The organism is Hyunsoonleella sp. J2K-J805, assembly GCF_057167125.1.
The window spans coordinates 3,560,555-3,580,353 of the sequence record NZ_CM169901.1 but is presented as its reverse complement, the minus strand read 5'-3'; the positions used below and the strand labels follow the sequence as shown (position 1 = coordinate 3,580,353).

18 protein-coding genes are annotated in these 19,799 nt (G+C 33.8%); 9 read left to right on the top strand and 9 right to left on the bottom strand.

Annotated elements, in window-relative coordinates:
• The first annotated feature begins 20 nt into the window (after window positions 1-20).
• From AC1B0Z_RS15755 to AC1B0Z_RS15725, 7 genes are all read left to right on the top strand, one after another.
• A complete protein-coding gene (locus AC1B0Z_RS15755) occupies window positions 21-608 on the top strand; it encodes a hypothetical protein (RefSeq protein WP_483793153.1) in 588 nt (195 codons plus the stop codon).
• On the top strand, window positions 605-2,797 hold the full coding sequence (gene scpA, locus AC1B0Z_RS15750) for a methylmalonyl-CoA mutase (protein ID WP_483795328.1): 2,193 nt from the start codon (window positions 605-607) through the stop codon (window positions 2,795-2,797). Before AC1B0Z_RS15755 ends, scpA begins: the two co-directional genes overlap by 4 nt.
• Window positions 2,790-3,932 (top strand): helix-turn-helix domain-containing protein, encoded by a 1,143-nt coding sequence (locus tag AC1B0Z_RS15745; RefSeq protein ID WP_483793152.1) that lies wholly within the window; start codon window positions 2,790-2,792, stop codon window positions 3,930-3,932. The genes scpA and AC1B0Z_RS15745 overlap by 8 nt, the downstream gene beginning before the upstream one ends.
• Window positions 3,929-5,056, top strand: coding sequence for a helix-turn-helix domain-containing protein (locus AC1B0Z_RS15740; RefSeq protein ID WP_483793150.1), 1,128 nt, complete (start codon window positions 3,929-3,931; stop codon window positions 5,054-5,056). Before AC1B0Z_RS15745 ends, AC1B0Z_RS15740 begins: the two co-directional genes overlap by 4 nt.
• Before the next feature lie 157 nt (window positions 5,057-5,213).
• Window positions 5,214-7,589, top strand: coding sequence for an outer membrane beta-barrel family protein (locus tag AC1B0Z_RS15735; RefSeq protein ID WP_483793148.1), 2,376 nt, complete (start codon window positions 5,214-5,216; stop codon window positions 7,587-7,589).
• A 72-nt stretch (window positions 7,590-7,661) separates the two neighbouring features.
• Complete coding sequence (locus tag AC1B0Z_RS15730; RefSeq protein WP_483793146.1) at window positions 7,662-8,834, top strand: LETM1-related biofilm-associated protein; 1,173 nt, start codon at window positions 7,662-7,664, stop codon at window positions 8,832-8,834.
• Between the two features lie 131 nt (window positions 8,835-8,965).
• Window positions 8,966-9,643, top strand: a complete 678-nt coding sequence (locus tag AC1B0Z_RS15725; protein ID WP_483793144.1) for a hypothetical protein — start codon at window positions 8,966-8,968, stop codon at window positions 9,641-9,643.
• Window positions 9,644-9,817: 174 nt separating this feature from the next.
• Here AC1B0Z_RS15725 and AC1B0Z_RS15720 read toward each other — a convergent pair whose 3' ends face one another.
• The 8 genes from AC1B0Z_RS15720 to AC1B0Z_RS15685 all read right to left on the bottom strand — a co-directional run bounded on the left by AC1B0Z_RS15720 (window position 9,818) and on the right by AC1B0Z_RS15685 (window position 15,785).
• Window positions 9,818-10,771 carry a Fic family protein gene (locus tag AC1B0Z_RS15720; protein WP_483793142.1) on the bottom strand — a complete coding sequence of 318 codons (954 nt, stop codon included), beginning with the start codon at window positions 10,769-10,771 and terminating at the stop codon, window positions 9,818-9,820.
• A gap of 56 nt (window positions 10,772-10,827) precedes the next feature.
• Window positions 10,828-11,583, bottom strand: a complete 756-nt coding sequence (locus AC1B0Z_RS15715; RefSeq protein ID WP_483793140.1) for a LytR/AlgR family response regulator transcription factor — start codon at window positions 11,581-11,583, stop codon at window positions 10,828-10,830.
• Window positions 11,584-11,745: 162 nt separating this feature from the next.
• Complete coding sequence (locus AC1B0Z_RS15710) at window positions 11,746-12,084, bottom strand: 2TM domain-containing protein (protein ID WP_483793139.1); 339 nt, start codon at window positions 12,082-12,084, stop codon at window positions 11,746-11,748.
• Window positions 12,085-12,096: 12 nt separating this feature from the next.
• A complete protein-coding gene (locus tag AC1B0Z_RS15705) occupies window positions 12,097-12,399 on the bottom strand; it encodes a 2TM domain-containing protein (protein WP_483793137.1) in 303 nt (100 codons plus the stop codon).
• Window positions 12,400-12,409: 10 nt separating this feature from the next.
• A complete protein-coding gene (locus AC1B0Z_RS15700) occupies window positions 12,410-13,750 on the bottom strand; it encodes a histidine kinase (protein WP_483793135.1) in 1,341 nt (446 codons plus the stop codon).
• A 26-nt stretch (window positions 13,751-13,776) separates the two neighbouring features.
• Window positions 13,777-14,400, bottom strand: a complete 624-nt coding sequence (locus AC1B0Z_RS15695) for a hypothetical protein (RefSeq protein WP_483793133.1) — start codon at window positions 14,398-14,400, stop codon at window positions 13,777-13,779.
• A gap of 11 nt (window positions 14,401-14,411) precedes the next feature.
• The gene (locus tag AC1B0Z_RS15690) at window positions 14,412-14,837 is read right to left on the bottom strand and encodes a DUF2141 domain-containing protein (RefSeq protein ID WP_483793131.1); all 426 of its coding nucleotides are present in this window, start codon (window positions 14,835-14,837) and stop codon (window positions 14,412-14,414) included.
• A 222-nt stretch (window positions 14,838-15,059) separates the two neighbouring features.
• A complete protein-coding gene (locus tag AC1B0Z_RS15685) occupies window positions 15,060-15,785 on the bottom strand; it encodes an energy transducer TonB (RefSeq protein ID WP_483793129.1) in 726 nt (241 codons plus the stop codon).
• Window positions 15,786-16,060: 275 nt separating this feature from the next.
• Between AC1B0Z_RS15685 and AC1B0Z_RS15680 the strand changes: the two genes are divergently transcribed.
• Both AC1B0Z_RS15680 and AC1B0Z_RS15675 read left to right on the top strand, forming a co-directional pair.
• Window positions 16,061-16,837, top strand: coding sequence for an NYN domain-containing protein (locus AC1B0Z_RS15680; RefSeq protein WP_483793127.1), 777 nt, complete (start codon window positions 16,061-16,063; stop codon window positions 16,835-16,837).
• A 58-nt stretch (window positions 16,838-16,895) separates the two neighbouring features.
• A complete protein-coding gene (locus AC1B0Z_RS15675; protein ID WP_483793125.1) occupies window positions 16,896-17,228 on the top strand; it encodes a hypothetical protein in 333 nt (110 codons plus the stop codon).
• A 190-nt stretch (window positions 17,229-17,418) separates the two neighbouring features.
• On the opposite strand, the gene AC1B0Z_RS15670 is transcribed toward AC1B0Z_RS15675, so the two are convergent.
• Window positions 17,419-19,572 carry a TonB-dependent receptor gene (locus AC1B0Z_RS15670; protein ID WP_483793123.1) on the bottom strand — a complete coding sequence of 718 codons (2,154 nt, stop codon included), beginning with the start codon at window positions 19,570-19,572 and terminating at the stop codon, window positions 17,419-17,421.
• Window positions 19,573-19,799: the final 227 nt, after the last annotated feature.

Below are 19,799 nucleotides of genomic sequence, written 5' to 3'. Positions count from 1 at the left end.
AAAAAACTTTTGTTGTATGCATGTGTGCCATCAGTTTGACATCTTGTAAAGAGAAAACTCAATCTCAAATTAACAAAGAAACGTTACCTGGAGATTATTTTGAACTAAACGAAGATAATATTAAACTATTTCTACCTGCGTATTTTCAAGAATTCAGTGAAGAAACATATGGTGACTTGATAGATGCATTACCTGATTCAAAAGAAAAAGAAATAGAGAAAAAACGGTTTAACTACTTAAAATTCTCAAAAGGCAGCACATACTACTTTAAAGACATCGCATCCTCTACTTTAATAACGGTTAAGATGCATAAGTATATGCCATTCAGTAAAAATGAATCTTCGTTTTTATTGGGTTTTTTATCTAATCAATGTGCCGATTATGCTTTTGCCTTAGGTGGCAAATGTAAAAAGCTTCAAGGCAGATATTCTGGAAATGTCAAAACCAAGGTTTTCAAAGCTGTTTATAAACTTTCAAAAGAAAACGACTATACGTATTACAACACGATGTATATTATATCTTCAAATTCTAAAACTTTGAGCATGAATATATATTCAAATACACTTGAAAATTACAATCAATTTATTGAGAAAACCGTAATTAGATAATGCGCAAAAACCTGCAACATATCGAGATAAAGTCAGATAATCTGAAACGCAAACCAGAGGTAAAGACATTTTCTACTGTCGAGGCTATTGATGTGAAATCTGTTTACTCAGAAAATGATCTTGCGGGTGTTAAGCATTTGAATTTCGCGGCTGGTATTCCACCTTATTTACGCGGGCCTTACAGTACCATGTATGTGCGTCGACCATGGACTATCCGACAATATGCTGGTTTTAGTACCGCCGAGGAGAGTAACGCCTTTTACAGAAGAAATTTAGCTGCAGGACAAAAAGGACTTTCCGTGGCTTTTGATTTGGCAACACATCGCGGTTATGATTCCGATCATGAACGTGTAATAGGAGACGTTGGAAAAGCTGGAGTTGCCATAGATTCGGTTGAGGATATGAAAATACTTTTCGACCAAATTCCTCTGGATAAAATGTCGGTTTCCATGACCATGAATGGGGCTGTACTGCCCATTATGGCGTTTTATATTGTCGCTGCAGAAGAACAGGGTCTAAAACTAGAACAACTTTCGGGTACCATTCAAAATGATATTCTAAAGGAATTTATGGTGCGGAATACCTACATCTATCCGCCCACACCTTCCATGAAAATCATTTCTGATATTTTTGAATTTACCAGTAAAAACATGCCCAAATTTAACAGCATTAGTATTTCTGGTTACCACATGCAGGAAGCCGGTGCAACCTGTGATATAGAGTTGGCATACACCTTGGCCGATGGTTTGGAATATTTAAAAACTGGACTTAAGGCAGGTATGGATATTGACACCTTTGCCCCTCGCCTATCGTTCTTTTGGGCCATTGGCATGAACCATTTTATGGAAATTGCCAAAATGCGTGCTGCTAGAATGTTGTGGGCAAAAATTGTAAAGCAATTCAACCCTAAAAACCCGAAATCATTAGCGTTGCGCACACACTGTCAAACTTCAGGCTGGAGTTTAACAGAGCAAGATCCGTTTAATAATGTTGCCAGAACCACTATTGAAGCCGCTGCTGCAGCTTTTGGCGGCACCCAAAGTTTACATACCAACGCCCTAGATGAAGCTATCGCATTGCCAACTGATTTTTCAGCACGTATTGCAAGAAATACACAAATATATTTACAGGAAGAAACCAAAATAACCAAGACTGTAGACCCTTGGGCAGGTAGCTTTTATGTTGAAAAGCTCACACATGATATTGCCGAAAAAGCATGGGCACTTATTCAAGAAATTGAAGATTTAGGAGGCATGACCAAAGCCATTGAAGCGGGTATTCCTAAATTAAGAATTGAACAAGCTGCGGCAAGAAAACAAGCTAGAATTGATGCTGGACAAGATATTATCGTTGGCGTTAATAAATATCAACTAGAAAAAGAAGACGCTATTGCCACCTTAGAAGTAGATAATCAAACGGTTAGAAACGCTCAGATTGAACGTTTAAAGCATATTAAATCTACTAGAAACTCGGATAAAGTTAAGGCTGCTCTATCAAAATTAACTGAAGCTGCTAAATATTTAGTAAATTCAAAAAATTCAGGTTTAAAGCCAAATAAAGATAATAATGCAAAAGATCCCCACCTTCGTGAGGATTATAATTTATTAGCTTTAGCTGTTGAAGCTGCAGGAGAACGTGCCACTTTAGGTGAAATAAGCGATGCGCTTGAAGCAGAATTTGGAAGACACAAAGCACAAATAAAATCATTCTCAGGCGTGTACAGTAAAGCTATAGAAAACGACGACACATTTAAAAAAGCACAAGAGCTAGCCGATGTTTTTGCAGAACAAGAAGGGCGCAGACCCCGAATTATGATAGCAAAAATGGGGCAAGATGGCCATGATCGTGGTGCAAAAGTAGTGGCTACTGGTTATGCAGATATTGGTTTTGATGTTGATATTGGTCCGTTATTCCAAACCCCAAAAGAAGCCGCAAAACAAGCCGTTGAAAATGATGTGCATATTCTGGGAGTATCTTCCCAAGCTGCAGGACACAAAACCTTAGTGCCGCAAGTTATTGAGGAATTGAAGAATTATGGACGTGATGACATTATGGTTATTGTTGGTGGTGTTATTCCTAAACAAGATTATCAGTTTCTATTTGATGCTGGTGCCTTAGCAGTTTTTGGCCCTGGCACCAAAATTAGTAATACTGCTATTACTATTTTAGAAATACTGATTGATGAATAACATTGAAAGCATCAATATCATTGGTTTTATTTCTTTTATAATTATTGTATTATTAGTTTTATTTCTGCTTACTGTAAAAACCAAACATAAACTTAGTAACAATCTATTTGCATCATTTTTAATTTTGATTCTTTTTGATATTAGTGATTGGGTACTATCACCTTTTATAGAAAGTATATCTAATTTAACCTTATTGCTTCCCAACTTAACATTTTTACAATTACCGGTATTTTATTTATACATACTATCTACTTGCTATTCTAAATTTAAGCTAAAACCAATACACTTAGTACATTTAACACCTTTTTTACTGATTAACTTAATCTTAATACCGAGATTTTATAGTGTAGGTTTTAAATCTAAAGTAGCTTTTATCAGTAATATTAAAGAAATGATGGAGGTCAAAATTATTCATCTTTCCATTCACATTCAAGTAATAGTTTACTTTATACTTATTTTCATGGTTTTAAGACGTTACAAAAAATTATACCTAGAAAACTACACCAACACAACGGATACGACTTATAAATGGCTTTTTCAAATAAGTGCCATTTATGCTGCCTTTCATTTTATTGCACTCATTAAAAACATATTTAAGTACACTGCTTCACAATCTATATTTACTAATGTGCAGTTAATAATGGGAATGGGGCTACTCCTTTTTATATGTTGGTATGTTTTAAAGGCTTTAAACAACCCAGAATTATTTAGGGGTATTGATTCTAATTTAGTTTTAGCGAAGGACATACTTGTTGAAAATCCCGATCCCAATAATGACATTAAATCACAGATAGAAAAACTTGATTTTAATATGAGAAATGAAGAACCTTTTCTTGACCCGTCACTTACCCTTAATATGCTTGCAAATTATTTAAAGATGCATCCCCGAGAACTTTCCGTTTTAATTAACCATAATTTAGGGCAGCATTTTTTTGACTTTGTAAATGGATATCGTATAAGAAAAGCAATGAATATTTTAAAAGATCCTTCTAAAAAAAAATTCACAGTCTTAGAAATATTATACGAGGTTGGATTTAATTCAAAATCTTCATTTAATACTACATTTAAAAAGTATACAGGTGCTACACCTTCAGCATACAGGAAAAAGAACCTAAAAGAAACAGCTAAACAATGAATAACTTATCCATTATAGGCATCATAAGCTTTATTATAGTGCTTCTATTTGTTCTGCTTTCTATATTTCTATTAAGTGTAAAAACCTCAAAAAAACTTAGTAATCAATTACTTGCAAGCTTTTTAATTATTACTGCTATTGATATAAGCGTATTTTTCTATCATAATTTTATTTCGTTTCCACCAGCTATTGAAATGTTAAGGGTACAAATTTCAAATTTTAAAGATCCCTTGTTATTTCTCTACATTTTGTCAATTATCTATTCTGATTTTAAACTCAAATGGATTCATTTAATACATGCTACTCCTTGGTTGATATGTATTATCATTTTGACACCTAATTTTTTTTTAGTATCACAAGAAATACAAGTCTCTTTTTTATCAAATTATAACCAGACCAGAGAAGCAGGAATTATAGGCACTTTCTCCAATATAATAGAGGTACTGTACATTATTGCAGAATTATACTATATTATTAGGTATAAAAAATTGCTTCTTGAAAATTTTACAGGAAAAGAAGCTTTCGATAATTACCGCTGGGTAAAACAACTTATTACTTTTATCCTTGTTGGTCAAGCATTAACCTACATTAAAGGCTATTTAAGAGACCATACCACTTATGATATTGATGTGGTAAATACATTAAGAATTATTCTTTTAGCATTCGGACTATTTTTTAGTTTATGGCTAGTATTTAAAGCATTACTTTCTCCTAAACTATTTAGAGGTATAGATGTAAAACTACAATTATCAAAAGAGATGTTATCTACAGCTGAAGATAACACAACTAAGAATGAGCAAATAGAACATCTAAAAAGATTTATGATAGATAAGGAACCTTTTTTAGACCCATCAATAACTGTAAAAAAATTATCAGAACAACTAGGTATTCCACATCGCGAATTATCTATTTTAATTAACCAACAATTAGGGCAACACTTTTTTGATTTCATAAACAGTTATCGTATAGAAAAGGCAAAGTCTATCTTAAAAGACCCATCAAAAAAGAAGTATACTGTACTGGAAATTTTATACGAAGTTGGTTTCAATTCAAAATCTTCATTTAACACCGCTTTTAAAAAACACACAGGTTTAACACCTACAGTGTTTCGTAAAAAACTGTAATACAATCACTTGTAAAAAGTCGAACGTTTACAACAATAAAGTCGAACGCATTTGTTATTGAAAAATGCGTTCGACTTTCTACATTCGGTCGTGTAGCTTCTAGTTGTGAGACATCTTTGCATCAAACAAAATGTAAATCGTCAAAAAAACAACTATCATGAAGCGTATTACCCTTATTTTAATCTTAGTACTACCACTATTAACGTTCTCGCAAATATCTATTACAGGAAAAATTACAGATAATTTAGGCACTGTAGCTGGTGCAAATATAGTACTCAAAAATAGCCAGTCTAAAGTTATTGGAACCATCTCAGACCTCGACGGTAAATTCAAATTAAAAGTTGACAAGGATATATATCATCTAACTGTGAGTTATGTAGGGTACATAAGTTATACCAAAGAAATTAATGCAACAGCCAATATAGATTTAGGTGTTATCAACTTAAAAGAGGACACAAATACACTAGATGAAGTAATAATTACTGGAAAAAAAAGATTGGTTGATCAAAAGGCAGACCGTATTGTTTTTAATGTTGAAAACAGTATTGTTGCAAGAAATGGAGATGCAATAGACGCATTAAAAATCACTCCAGGTTTGCAAGTAAGAACTGAAGGTGTTTCAATTTTTGGAAAAGGTAACACTCAAATTATGATAAATGGAAGACTTATACCAATTACTGGAGAAGAGCTTACTAATTATTTAAATAGTATTGCAGGCGAAGACATTAAAAAAATTGAAGTTATTACAGCGCCACCAGCAAAATATGAAGCTGCTGGAGATGGAGGTTTAATTAATATTATATTGAAAAATGGTGCACAAAACTCATGGAAGAATACGGTATCTGTAATTCATAATATTGATACTTACAATTTCACAACAATTAGAAACAGTTTTTCTTTTAGAAAAAACAAACTCAACGTATCTGCTAGTTTAGATAAAACTCGAGGTAACATTCGTGGAATAGAAGATTTTCAAGTGTTTTACCCTAACAGCACTTGGGATATAGCTATTGATACAAAAGATAGTAAAAAAGCATTTTCTGGACGATTATTATTAGATTATGATATTACCGATAACACCACAGTTGGTATACAATATTTTGGAAATAAAACTGAACCTGGAATTAGCGATCGAAGTATCACAAGAATAATGAATCCTGCCAATACTATTGATTCTCTTTTGGTTAATAATGGTAATGAAGACCAAACAAGATTAAGCCATTCTTTAAACTTACACGCTATTACCAAACTTGATACTTTAGGAAGAAGACTATCGTTGGATGCTGATTACTTTACTTATGAAGCTGATAGAAATAGAGTATTTAGAACAGAAAGTTTTGATGCAAATAATAATTTTTTAAACGTAAATCTTTCGGCTATTACAACTTCTTTACAATCTATAGAAAACAAAAGTTTAAAGTTAGATATGGAGCATCCTTTTAAAAGTGCAAATCTATCCTATGGTGCAAGAATAAGCAGTATAAATAGTGAAAGTGGGATAGCCTTTTTTAATACCGAAAGTGGTACACCTGTATTAGACACAAATATTTCCAATACATTTAAGTATAAAGAAAACAATCAAGCAGTGTATGTAAGTGCAAATAAAACAATTGGTAAAAAATGGCAGTTACAAATGGGCTTACGTTATGAAAGTACACAAACCGAAGGGTTTTCAGAAGATTTAAATCAAACCAATACTAATAACTACTCAAAACTATTTCCAACGGTGTATGCCTTATATAATAAAGATGAAAACAACAGCTTTACTTTTAGTTATAGTAAACGTATAGAAAGACCATCTTTTGATAACTTAAATCCGTTTAGAGTTTTTGTAAGTAGTAATACATTTAGTGAAGGTAATCCCTTTTTACAACCATCTTTTACTGATAACTTTGAATTAAAACATACTCATAAAAGAAACTTAACTACCAATATATTCTTCAACATTAAAACGGATTTATCAAGCGTGATATTTACGTCAGATATTGAAACAAACACACAAATTGTTACCAGAGATAATTTTTTAAATCAATATGTACTTGGCTTAGGAGAAAGCTACACATTTAATAAACTAAAATGGTTACAGAGCCAAAACAACTTTACATTGATTCATATAAAAAGTGAATTTACAAAACCTTTTAATGCACCACTGCAAAATGGTTTTGCTTACATAGCATCTTCAAATAATAATATTAAACTTAATAGTAACCAAAATATTCAAGTTAATGCCAATTACGAATCTGATGTGCAATACGGTTTATTTTCAGTAGGTAGTACATTTAGTTTAGATTTGGGATACAGCACTACATTTTTTAATAAAAACGTACAGTTTTCCGCTCTTGTAAAAGATGTATTTAACACCTCTGCATTAAACAATTTAGAATCTACAATTAATAATGTTAGACAAGTGTACGGACAAAACAGAAATAACAGATACCTTAGATTTTCGTTACGTTATAGTTTTGGAAACAAAAAAATAAGCGCAAAAAACAGAAGATTTGGTAATGAAGAAGAAACCAAAAGAGTGAATTAAAACGTAATAAAAATGAATAGTACGGTTATTTTTAGCGTAAAAGTTTAATTTTACCTTGCTTAATAAAAGACAATGAACCCATCAGCATCAGGTTGGATAAAAAAACTTGAAAGCGAGTTAGCTTTAAATAACCGTTTCTTAAAATTTACTAGAGAGGAGTTTTATGATGCGCTCAGGAGTTGTGGCTTCATTTATGGCAGTAATCAAGACGTTGTTACCCAAATAGTTCCCAAAGGGGACCTAGAAGAAGAGGAAATATGTAAGGTCAACCTATGCTTAGCATTATATTATGCCCATTATAATTCCAGTTGCAAACTGCCTTTTGTAGAAAGTGTCATCAATTTTTATTCAGAGATAAGCGATATAAAAACATCATTTTTTAAAGATTTATTGGGTGGCAAAAAATCTAGTGAGCAGCTTGAAAAAATTATCCATAAGCGCATTCAAATTGATGCTAATGTGCTCACTAAAAACTTTAACTATTTTATTATAAACGCACTACTATATGTAGATGTTTTGGCATATCAGCAGTATCTATCCAAAAATACGTTCTCTATTGACTATATCAAAAAGTTGGAAGCAGCAATCGTTACGATTTCATTGGATGTTTTAAATTCAAAGGAGGAGAAGAACAATTATGATGAAAGTTTAATAAAGCTATTCCAATCTTCACTACGATTTAATGAAAACGAGAATTTAAATTATACTAAAGCCATTACCTACATATCTTCTGAAGAAGAACGTTATTATATTTTAGACTTGGCATGTATGGCAACCTGGAGCGACCAAACCATTGATATTGACGAGCAACATTTTTTGGAAAAACTTGGTATGGATTTACAATTACCCATATCACGAATAAACCACGCCATTAAAATTGTTAACCTGTTTTACACACTAAACAAGGACAATATTGCACTTTTAAGCTCAAAAAATGTAGTGCAGAGTTTCTACAATAACTCTAGCAAAATGGTAAAAAAGCTGATTACACGAAACAGTAAACGCTTGTACCAAGAGCTAAAGGACAGCAAAGAATTGATGGTGTTACTCACACAATCCACAGTGCGGGATTTAAACAAAGAAGAACAGCAAAAAGTGCAGGAACAACTTTTAGATATTTTTAAATCCATACCGAGTTTGGCTATTTTTATGTTGCCAGGAGGTGCTTTATTACTGCCTTTGGTAGTGAAATTTATACCGAAATTATTACCCTCTGCCTTTGATGAAAATCGGGTGGACGAATAATTTTATAATTGACTTTGTGAAAATTTTCAGCTACCTTCATTAACGGCGCATATCAGTCACTTGTACTGAGTTTATCGATGTATTACAACGACGCATATCCGTGAACACGTTAGCAAATATCTGACCGACTAATGAAAATTCTCAAAATTATCATAATCTCACTTCTACTCATTGGATGTTCGGGAAATAAAAATCGGACAACTGAATTTGACGAAATTTTAGGAAAAGAAAATAGTAAAACTCTTAATTTACTTGTGTCGGAATTTGAAAATGATTTTCTAAAAAGACAGTATCCGAATTTAAATATCAAAAGTGCATATGAGAAATTTGTAACTGATATAAGCAAAGGAAGAACCGAGCATCTTCTTGAGTTTTCGGAAAAATCCAAAGAACTATTTAATGAAAGCACATTAAGGCTAGATATTTATTGTATAATGGACTCTACTTGGATTGAAAAAAATCCTTGGAATGACAAAACCCTATTGGTTAAAGGCAGAACTAAATGTCTCAATCCTGACGGAACATTTGAAAATGGATCAAAGGAAATGCCATTTAACGAAAATGAGATTTCAAGAGATTCTATACAAAAAAAATATATGAACTTTGTGGAATCAAACTATAATGGAAAAAATCTTAAAGCACTTAACTCTATAGGTGATAAATCTGATTTTTTGAGTTCATTTGCCAAAAACAGAAACGATTTAGGAATTATAGCATCTGAACTGATTGCAAAACAAATGTTGGTAAATAATGTCGATTTTGACAATTATTATATAAGAAGATTGATTGTACTTGAATTAAGTTATTAAATATGTTTGCTCACCGTATAAAAATAATGCGTAGTTTATTACAAAACCAAAGTTAGGGAGTGTTTGGTCACTCTGATTTTCTTACGGTAAATCCTCGAACACAAAACCGCACTATCCTTACACCAACCGCTCTATGTCCACGATACCTCTTGTTCGTTACAGGAATTTTTAGTTTCAACGTTTACGCTTTCTCTGTTTCACATAATCCTCAATAGCCTTTTTGGTAGTGTACCAATTGCGTCCTTCTTTATGGGCATCAATTTTGCCTTGTCTTGCCAATAAACTAATATATTCTTGCCCGTAATATACATCGGGCTCTTCCACGATATCTGAGATTATTTGATACTCTTCTGTGCTATCAGGTAAGGCACTTAAATAAATATTAAGTGTACGCTCTAAAGACTGACATATTAAAAGCATTAATTTAGAATAGTTGCCTTTATTAGCAAGGTTTAGAGCATCGTAATACTTCTTTCTATCATTTTTTAAAATGATAGCAGGAGGAAAACCATGCGCCATTAAAATTAAGTTCATGGCTAAACGTACGGTTCTACCATTACCATCAAAAAAAGGATGTATCCACACAAACTTATGGTGAAATACTGTAGCCAATTCTATAACATTTAAACCCAGAGGATTTGCTGTGACAAAATATATAAGATCTTCTAATAATTGAGATACTTTACGAGCGTTTGGAGGTATAAAATTGGCACCAGAAATTCTAACACCAGCGTTTCTTAATCTTCCTGCGAAGTCATCTTCTATGGAACGCAACACTAATGCATGAAGCACTAAAATATCCTTTTCATTAAGCTTATAACCTTTAGAAACTAAGGTATATAAATGGTTTATGGCCGTTTCGTGGTTTTTAGCCTCAAAATGTTCCCTTAGAGATTTTCCTTTAATTGTAACACCCTCTTGCAATACCATTTGCGTTTCGCGTAAACTCAATGTGTTACCCTCGATACTATTGGAATTGTAAGTCCATTCAATAGATAAAGCTTCTTTAATTTTTTGCAAAGCTATATTAGGTAGCGGTCTAGCTCTTTCTAGAGTAGCCACTTTATCAAATAACCGCTGAAACGTTTCATTTAAATCTTGCCTGTATGTAACATCTATATCCCACACACCACAAATATACTAAATATCGGATATAATAAAAATAATTCTATCCGATATTAAAATTATTCCAACCAGTTCTTAAAATCCTTCACTCGCTCTCTTGCTACGATAACCTCTTGTTCGTTATAGGAATTTAATTTTATTTGTAAACGCGAATTGGTATAGCTTACCATATCTTTTATAGCATTGATGTTGACGAAAAACTTACGGTTGATACGGAAAAAGATTTGTGGCTCTAGCTCTTCTTCCAATTGCTCTAAAGTCGCATCTATTAAATAATTTCTACCTTCTGTAGTGTGTAAATAGGTGCCTTTGTTTTCGCTATAAAAACATTCTATTTCATCAATGTTAACCAGCTTTAAATGTTGCCCAACCTTTACTGAAAATCGTTTTTTGTACTCGCGGTCTATAGGGTTTACTAATAGCTTTTTAATGTCGTTAAAATCTAATGTTACGGCTTGCTTTTTTGGTAAACGTTCTTGGTATTTATTTACAGCTACTTTTAAATCGTCCTCATCAATAGGTTTCAACAAATAGTCGATACTGTTTAGTTTAAAGGCTTGCAGCGCATATTCGTCATAGGCGGTGGTAAAGATGACTGCCGATTTTATATCGATAGTTTCAAAAATTTCGAAGGATAGGCCATCACTTAATTGAATGTCTAAAAATATAAGATCAGGATGGGTATTGTTTTGAAACCACGCTATGGATTCCTCTACGGAATGCAACATGACTTGGGTTTCCAAATTTAACGTTTGTAGCATGCGCTGTAAACGTCGTGCTGATGGTTTTTCGTCTTCTATGATTATGATGTTCATTTTTTGGTTGACTGTTTTTGGTTGATAAACTTTTTGCTAGTGCTTTACACTGGTTTTTACTGGATGGCCCCGCGTTAGGGATTGAGGCATTTGTTGAAGCTCCTCGACGCAGGAGAGAGCGACTGCCGAAAGCCCGACCCCTTGTGGGTAACGCCCAAATACTTATTCAAATTGGCGTTCGTTACGTTCTTCCCTTTCCATATACTCTCGTATTTTGCGTTCTTCCCATTTTTTGTTGAAGGCGAATCGTTTTCCGAATACGCCAATGGCATGAAAGCCTAGGCCTATACCCCAAAAGAATGGTGTAGACCATGTGCCGTAATGCAATAAATCTCCGCCATTACTAACTATCATAATGATGATAAAAATGTTTACCACCACATACCAGAAGGCATGCCAGTAAAAACCTTTAAGTTCCTTTAAGCGTTTTTCGGCGCGTATATAGGCATCCTCGTTTTTGTAATTTCTTTCCTTATAGGGTTCTATATCGTACTTTTCCATTGTTTTTAAATTTTAAATTGATTTGTTTTGTTCTTCGCGCATAAACTGTTCTAGTTTTCGCTGTTCCCAACGTTCGCCGAATATTGGGTTTCTTACAAATACACGATAGGCGTGAAACCCGATACCAATGCCCCAACCTATTGCCGAAAACCAAAACCATTTGAATTCCCAGTAGGTTTTGTAATTCACAACGATGAGAAATGGGATAACCAAGCAATATGCGAGTACGTTGAAATAAAATCCCTTAAGCGCTTCTACCCGCCGTTTTGCCTTAATAAAGCTATCGTTTTGATGTGGTTTTGCTAATCGTTTCATTGTTGTAATATTAACTCCATTTGTTTTCTTCCTCTTCGCGCATAAACTGTTCTATTTTGCGACGTTCCCAGTTGCCTCCAAAGGTTTTATCACTTACAAATACCTTAAAAGCTTGTATGGTTAAACCTATGCCCCAGCCTATCATCGGAAACCAAAACCATTGAAAGCCCCAATACGTTCTGTAATTGATAAAGACTAGAAAGGGTATTACCAAGCAATACGATATTAAGCTGTAGTAAAAGTTTTTAAGTTCTTCTACGTGATTACGGGCACGTAAATAACTGTCGTCTATTTGATTTGATGTTTGTGCTCTCATGACTGATATTTGTTTGGTAAGCATTGGTATTGCCACGGCAAAACTATTTGCTTCTTTATTGATGTCTACTTTTTTCTTTGTGAGCAGTTTGTAACGTTGCATGATATTGGTTAAGCCAACGCCACTGCTCTTTTTTACTATTTGTTTGGGTTGTAAATTATTTTCTACTACCAGATAACCTTCGTTCTCATAGATTTTGATATGCAATGGCTTACTTGAGGTAACCATATTGTGCTTTACGGCATTTTCCAATAGCAATTGTAATGATAATGGCACTACCTTGCTTTCAGGGTTTTTAGCGTGTTCTGGCATAGTGAATACAATGCTATCTTCAAATCGCATTTTTAGTAGGGACATATATGTTTTTGCAAACTGTAACTCCTCGTCTACCGTTACTAACTCTTTACTTTTTTGCTCTAAAACATAGCGATATACTTTAGATAGCGATGTGGTAAACTTTTGTGCTTGGTTAGGGTTTTCTTCAATTAAGCTAGTTAACACATTTAAACTATTAAATAGAAAATGAGGGTCTAACTGATTTTTTAAGGCATCAAACTTTGCACTTGCCGTACCTGCAATAACCTTTTGCTCCTTTAATCTGTTTTGCTGGTACCTGTTATAAAAGTATATGATATGAAATACCGATACAATGGCAAGGGTTATCCATAGGCCAAAATAGTAATACTCAAACTTATCTCTTTGCAAAAACTCTTCAATAGAATTGCCTCCAAACATAAAATAGGTAAGCAATCTTAAAAAGAACAGGCCTATTAAGGTAATTACTGTAGAGCCAACAACCCCAACAATAATACGCTTTAGCGTAGTGTTTTTTTTCCATTTGAAGCTATTCATTCTATCAAAGAAGTACATATTTGTGTACCCCAGCAGAAAGGCATATAGCTGGTACAATCCAAAATCGATTAAAAAATCGTTTACATTCTCATAGTCAAATCCATTGGATAATATGTTACCGATAACATATACAATGCAACCTATAGCGAATGTGATGATGATTTGTCTAATCGATTTTTTCATAATTTAAGATAGTTCTAGGTTGTTTTTTACTTCTTGCAAGATTCCAATAATTGCTCAACACGGTCTTTCCCCCATTTTGGATGAAATGCACTTTCTGGTTTAAATTTAGCAAAAAGTTCCAAGGCACGTTCTAAGTCTTTACAAAATGGCGCCGTATCTTGTCCAAAATATTGCGCACTACCAATATTCCATTCTGCTTTTGAAGCTACAACCCTTGGATTTTCTGGCGCAAGAACTTCTGCCTTGGCGTACAATTCTACAACTTTAGGAGATAGTGTCATACCATAAGTAGCACCATCTGAAGCTATCCAAGCTGTATGCAATAACGCTTGCATCACCATAATCTCAGGATTGTTTTTTGAAATAACTGTAGCGTCATTCAATAAATCTTGTCCTTTTTTTAATTTAGCTGCAAGTTTATCTTTATCCTGCTCGCCAAAACTGGATACTATATTGATTTGAGCCGCCCAATATGGAGGTAACCAATTGTCTGGTTCTGCTGATGCAATACGCTCAAACATATTAGCCGCTTCCTCAGGTTTGTTTTCTCCCCAAAGTTCAAATGCCTTTTGCATTCCTTTTTCGTAATTTGTTTGTGCTGTAGTAGCTACTGAAATTAAAAGTGCTGCGATGATAAATAATTGTTTCATGGTTTTTAGTGTTATAATTTAATATGTTGTATTACTGATTCGTTATTGATTGTGAATTTGGCATCTTCCCACTTTGGCGGCCCCATAAAGCCTTTGGCATTGTTTGAGCAGCCATAGTCTTCTTTTGGAATACCGAACATGCCCGTATCCATTTTGTTGTTGTCGTTTTCGTCGTGATATAAGGACACCGCATAAATGCCGTTTGGTATGTTTTTAAAAACAACCTCGCAACTATTGTTTTCTATTTTTGAAAATGTTGATTTGAAACCTCTTCCTAAAAAACTGTCTGTTGTGTTGTAAAGTGATATGTAAACTTTTCCATCATTGCTCTCCAAATTAGAGACTGTTACGGTTACATTATTGCCGGTAGCTTCTTGTGCCATGGCAAACGATGTACTTATGATGAAAGCGCAGATAATTTTGATGAGATGTTGCATAACTGTATTGTTTTTTAATTACAGTTCAAATATCTTATCAAAGTGCTATTTTTTAAAATTGAATTGACCGAACTGTAAAAAACAACTACCGAACTGTAAACCTCACAAAAAATAAGTTCGAATCGGCATAAAAAAAGTTAAGGATACTTAGCGATAAAGTATCCTTAACTATCCAAACATGATAACTGGGAATTAACCCTAAAAAGTTTGTTATGCTTTTGTTTATTGTTCTGCCATTTTAAAATTGATTGGTAAGCTAAATGGTACGCTTACAGGTTTGCCTCGTTGTTTTCCAGGAATCATTTTTGGCAATAATTTTATTATACGCCGTGCCTCTTCTTCCAGCATCTTATCTGGCCCTCTAGTTCTAATTTTTGTAATGTTTCCATCTGGCGCTATCACAAATATTACAAAAACACGTCCTGATATACCCATATCCAGTGCCATTTCAGGATATTCAAAGTTTTTGGACACATGCTTATTCATTTTCATTTGAAAACATTTACGACGTTCAGATTTTTTAACGTTCTCACATCCTGGAAACAATGGTACATCTTCGATGAGTGCAAAAGGTACTTCAACGTCCTCTTCCAGTTCACCCACATCAACATCTTCCACTCGTACAACCTCGGCAATTACATCTTCTTGACTTACCTCCGTACTTTCGATAATGGTTTCCTCTATTTCCTCTGCATCTTCTATTACCTCAACAGCTTCAGAAATAGCCACAGGGGGTGGAGGTGGTGGAGGCGTATTCATGTTAAGCAAAGGAATCTCCTCTTCTATTTCATTATCCATTACAATCATGTCTAATACTATCGCCTCATCTTCGTATGTTTTATATTCAATGGCTTGCCATGAAAAAAATAGCATAATATTAAGTCCGATAGCGAAATAAAGGCTGCTATTCCGGCCAACCTCTAATTCTGGGTTCTTTTTAGGTCTCATGTTTACCAGTTTTAAAGTTTGTAATCTCTCTAAAAAATAAAATTCAAAATTCTATTATTTACCATCTTTTTGTCGCTGTAAAATTAAATATTACACTCATTATTATTTATGACATTTGTCATATTCTTAAAATATCATTAAAATTTTAACAATATGAAAATAATAAAACGAAATAGATAAATATTTTCAAAATTTTAACCTTCAAACAAATATGTTATACGTTTGGTTCTCGAGTAACTATCCTGTAACTTAGAAGCTAATTTTAAACACTAATTATGAACATAAACTTAGCTGTATTAATTGATGGTGATAACATACCCGCTGGCAAAGTGAATGAGATGATGGAGGAAATCGCGAAATATGGCAATCCCACCATAAAACGTATTTATGGCGATTGGACAAAACCGCATCTAAACAAATGGAAAAAGGTACTCCTTGAAAATGCGATCACACCAGTACAGCAATATAGTTATACCATTGGAAAAAATGCAACAGACTCTGCCATGATAATTGATGCTATGGATATTTTATATTCCAACAAAGTTGAAGGGTTTTGTTTGGTATCTAGCGATAGTGATTTTACGCGTTTAGCAACCCGTTTGCGAGAAGCTCGTATGCAAGTAATTGGTATTGGAGAAAAGAAAACGCCCAATCCGTTTATTGTAGCTTGTGATAAGTTTATTTACATCGAAATTTTAAAAAGCAGAGATAACGAAAAGGACGATAGCGATGCAGATGACGAGAATAGAGCTTTTAAAAAGCCATCTGTTGATACTATTACAGCAAAAGAAATTAATTTGATTAAATCATCCATTGAAGATCTTTCCGATGAGGATGGATGGGCATTTCTTGGTGATGTGGGTAGCTTGATACAAAAAAAACGGCCTAATTTTGACTCTAGAAACTATGGTTTTCAAAAGTTAACACCATTAATAAAATCTACAGGAATGTTTGATATTGAAGAGCGCAACGCACCTAACAACGCCAGATACAAACATATTTACATTAAGAATATGGAAAAAGCAAAGCGAGGAGGGAGACGGAAGAAATAGTTATCAGAATCGCATAATTTGACTAAAATGTTGCGAATTGCTTAGATTAAATCATTAGATGAGTCATATTGATTTTCATAAAACTACAATGCCCAAAAGCAGAAAAGCTGATTACCATCTATGTTGTTTGGGCAACTCTGTTTTCCTTGACTTTAATAGATCTGCCAGAAATGAAATATCATTAGTAAGAATTTCTTTTGATGGCTTTGGATGCTGTAGCCTTGACAAAAATGCAAAAAAACTAAGTCGTAAAGATTCTGAGAAGTTTATTGAAGAAATAGAACGAGAAGAATTAAATCAAACTGTAATTACTGAATTGGTAAAGAAAGTAATAGAAAAGAACAAAGCGTTTATTTGGGCTGATACTTTGGCAAAATACGGTATACATTAATAATTAATGTAAGTTCGATATAAATTTACCTTATGAATATACCGAAAAAGAACAGCTTGTCATTTCGAAAGAGCGAGGGACGAGTAACGAGAAATCTCAAAAAAGGTGAGATTCCTCCTGCCCCATAGCTATTATGACTATAGGGAAACCTGCCTGTCGGTGTAGAGTCGCCCAAATTTAAAATCGTTGTTTACAAATTATCCAACTGATTGCTAGTGTTATCCTCACTAATAGTCCAAAAGAAGCCCACGAAAAAGAATTGATCTAAAGCTGGACGTAAGGCACGACGTTTGAAATTGCCATTGATATCTGGCATGTTAGCATATTGATAACCGTTTACATTTCTAAACCCTAAAATATTGTTTACCGAGGCGTAAAGTATTTTTTGCGGACTTATTAAATAAGCCCAATTCACACTCAAACTATTAAAATCCTTAGTTTTTTCATTTAAAAACCCTGGTTTGTTTGAGTTAGTAAAAGTTCTACCAGAGGCGTAGGTATAGCTAAACCCTACTTGACTTTTCCAATCGTCTATCCAATAACGCGTTACCGCAGAGAAATTATGGGTATTTGCAAAATTAGGCTGCGCCTTTTCGGTAAAATTTCTATAATCGCGCTTAGTATCCAAAAATGAGTAACTCAACCAATAATCTACATTCTTGATGCTCTTGTTATCTCGCCAAAAGAAGTCTATCCCACGAGCAAAACCAAAGCCATTATTACTAAAGGTACTATCAAAATTAGGAAACTGCGTATCAAACTTCGCTAGGTTATTATAATCTTTATAGTAGGCTTCTGCTCTAAATATTTTTCCCTCTCCGTTGTATTGGTAATTCAAAATGTAGTGTTTGGAATTAGTTGGTTCAAAATCCTGATTGAACTTTAAAAGGTCGCTAGTGGGGTTTTGGTAAAAATCACCGTACGCTAACGACAGCTGGCTTTTATTGGATATCTTATAGGCAACCGACAATCGTGGAGCTATTGAAAAATCTTCAAACAGCTCACTATACTCTGCTCTTAACCCTGTTTTAAAAGCTAAATTCTTAGATAGAAAAATATCAGTTTCAGCAAATGCAGCGGCAATATTATTATTAAATCCGTATTGCACATTATCAATAATGTCATCACTATAGTTTTCTTCAAAATCAGTTTTAAAATACTCTGCTCCAAAATATAGCTTGAATCTATTGCTGATACGGTTTTTAAACTTCAATTTAGAGTGCACCGATTTTTCATTATCCCTTATATCCCTTTCCCCAAAGTTTATTTTGTTTTTGGCGTACGTATAACTAAATCCTGTTTGCATACTCCATGTATCACTTAAAACCCCGCTATACGATCCGTTTAAATAAAAATTATTATTGTTTAGCTTAATATATTGCCCTTCGGGACGATTAATATCCTCTTGTGTTAGCTCAAAACCACTCGCATCAAAAGCACCATATAGCTTAAACAGTCCAGAGCTTGTTTTTCTTCTATACACCGTCTCTCCCGAAGCTGTTTCAAATGGTTTGATGAAATTGTTCCTGTTTGGAAAGATTGCATTGTAGGGCGCTAAATTTACATAAGAAGCATTCACACTAACTGAACTTTTCTCCCATTTTTGAGTGTTTCCTAAAGTAGCACCAACACTCATAATACCTATGTCAGTTTTTTCTTGATCCGGTTCATCAATGGTATTAAGCAACAAAACACTAGATAATGCCTGCCCGTATTCAGCAGAATATCCTCCTGTCGAAAAGGTAATACCATCAAACAGAAACGGAGAATAACGTCCGCGTGTAGGTGCATTATTAGTGGTTGGTGTATATGGTGTAAACACACGAATACCATCAATAAATATTTGAGTTTCGTTAGCATCTCCTCCTCGCACAAATAAACGTCCATCCTCAGCAACAGTTGTTGTACCAGGTAAGGTTTGTAATGCTCCTACAAAATCGCCCAATGCACTAGCCGTGGTTACAACATCCATGGGTTTTAAAACATTTACTTTACTATTGTCGCCAGCAGAAAATGTACCAGCAGACAATACTACGGCATCCAACGTATTTACATCGTCTTTTAGTTTTATCAGCACATCTTTCATGTACGATATATCTCCCGCCATAGTGAATGTTTCATAAGACAAGAATGACACTATTAAAGTTTGGGTTCCCGTTTCCGAAGTTGTAAAAGAGAACTTTCCATTCTCATCGGTAGTACTTCCGTCATAAGTGCCATCTAAATAAACATTGGCACCAGCAATTGGTTCTTTTTTTGTGTTTGTTACTACCCCACTTATTGTAGTTTGTGCATGTATTTGAATAACTAAAAGTGCGATAAAAATAGTAAGTGAAATTTTCATGATAGTCATCTGTTCGTTTTTTGATGACACAAAATTGCAACAGAACTACAGCAAAAAAAATTCATGATTACCGAACTGTAATTTTTTCAAGATGAACTGTATTTTCAAAATAGTGACGTTAAAAAGTCTGACAGAAATACATTCATTTTTAAATTTAAAAACTCCAAATAGGGAAAGAGTAGAGTCTATTTTTTCAATTAAAAACCGAAGAAAATTATTGGCAATCA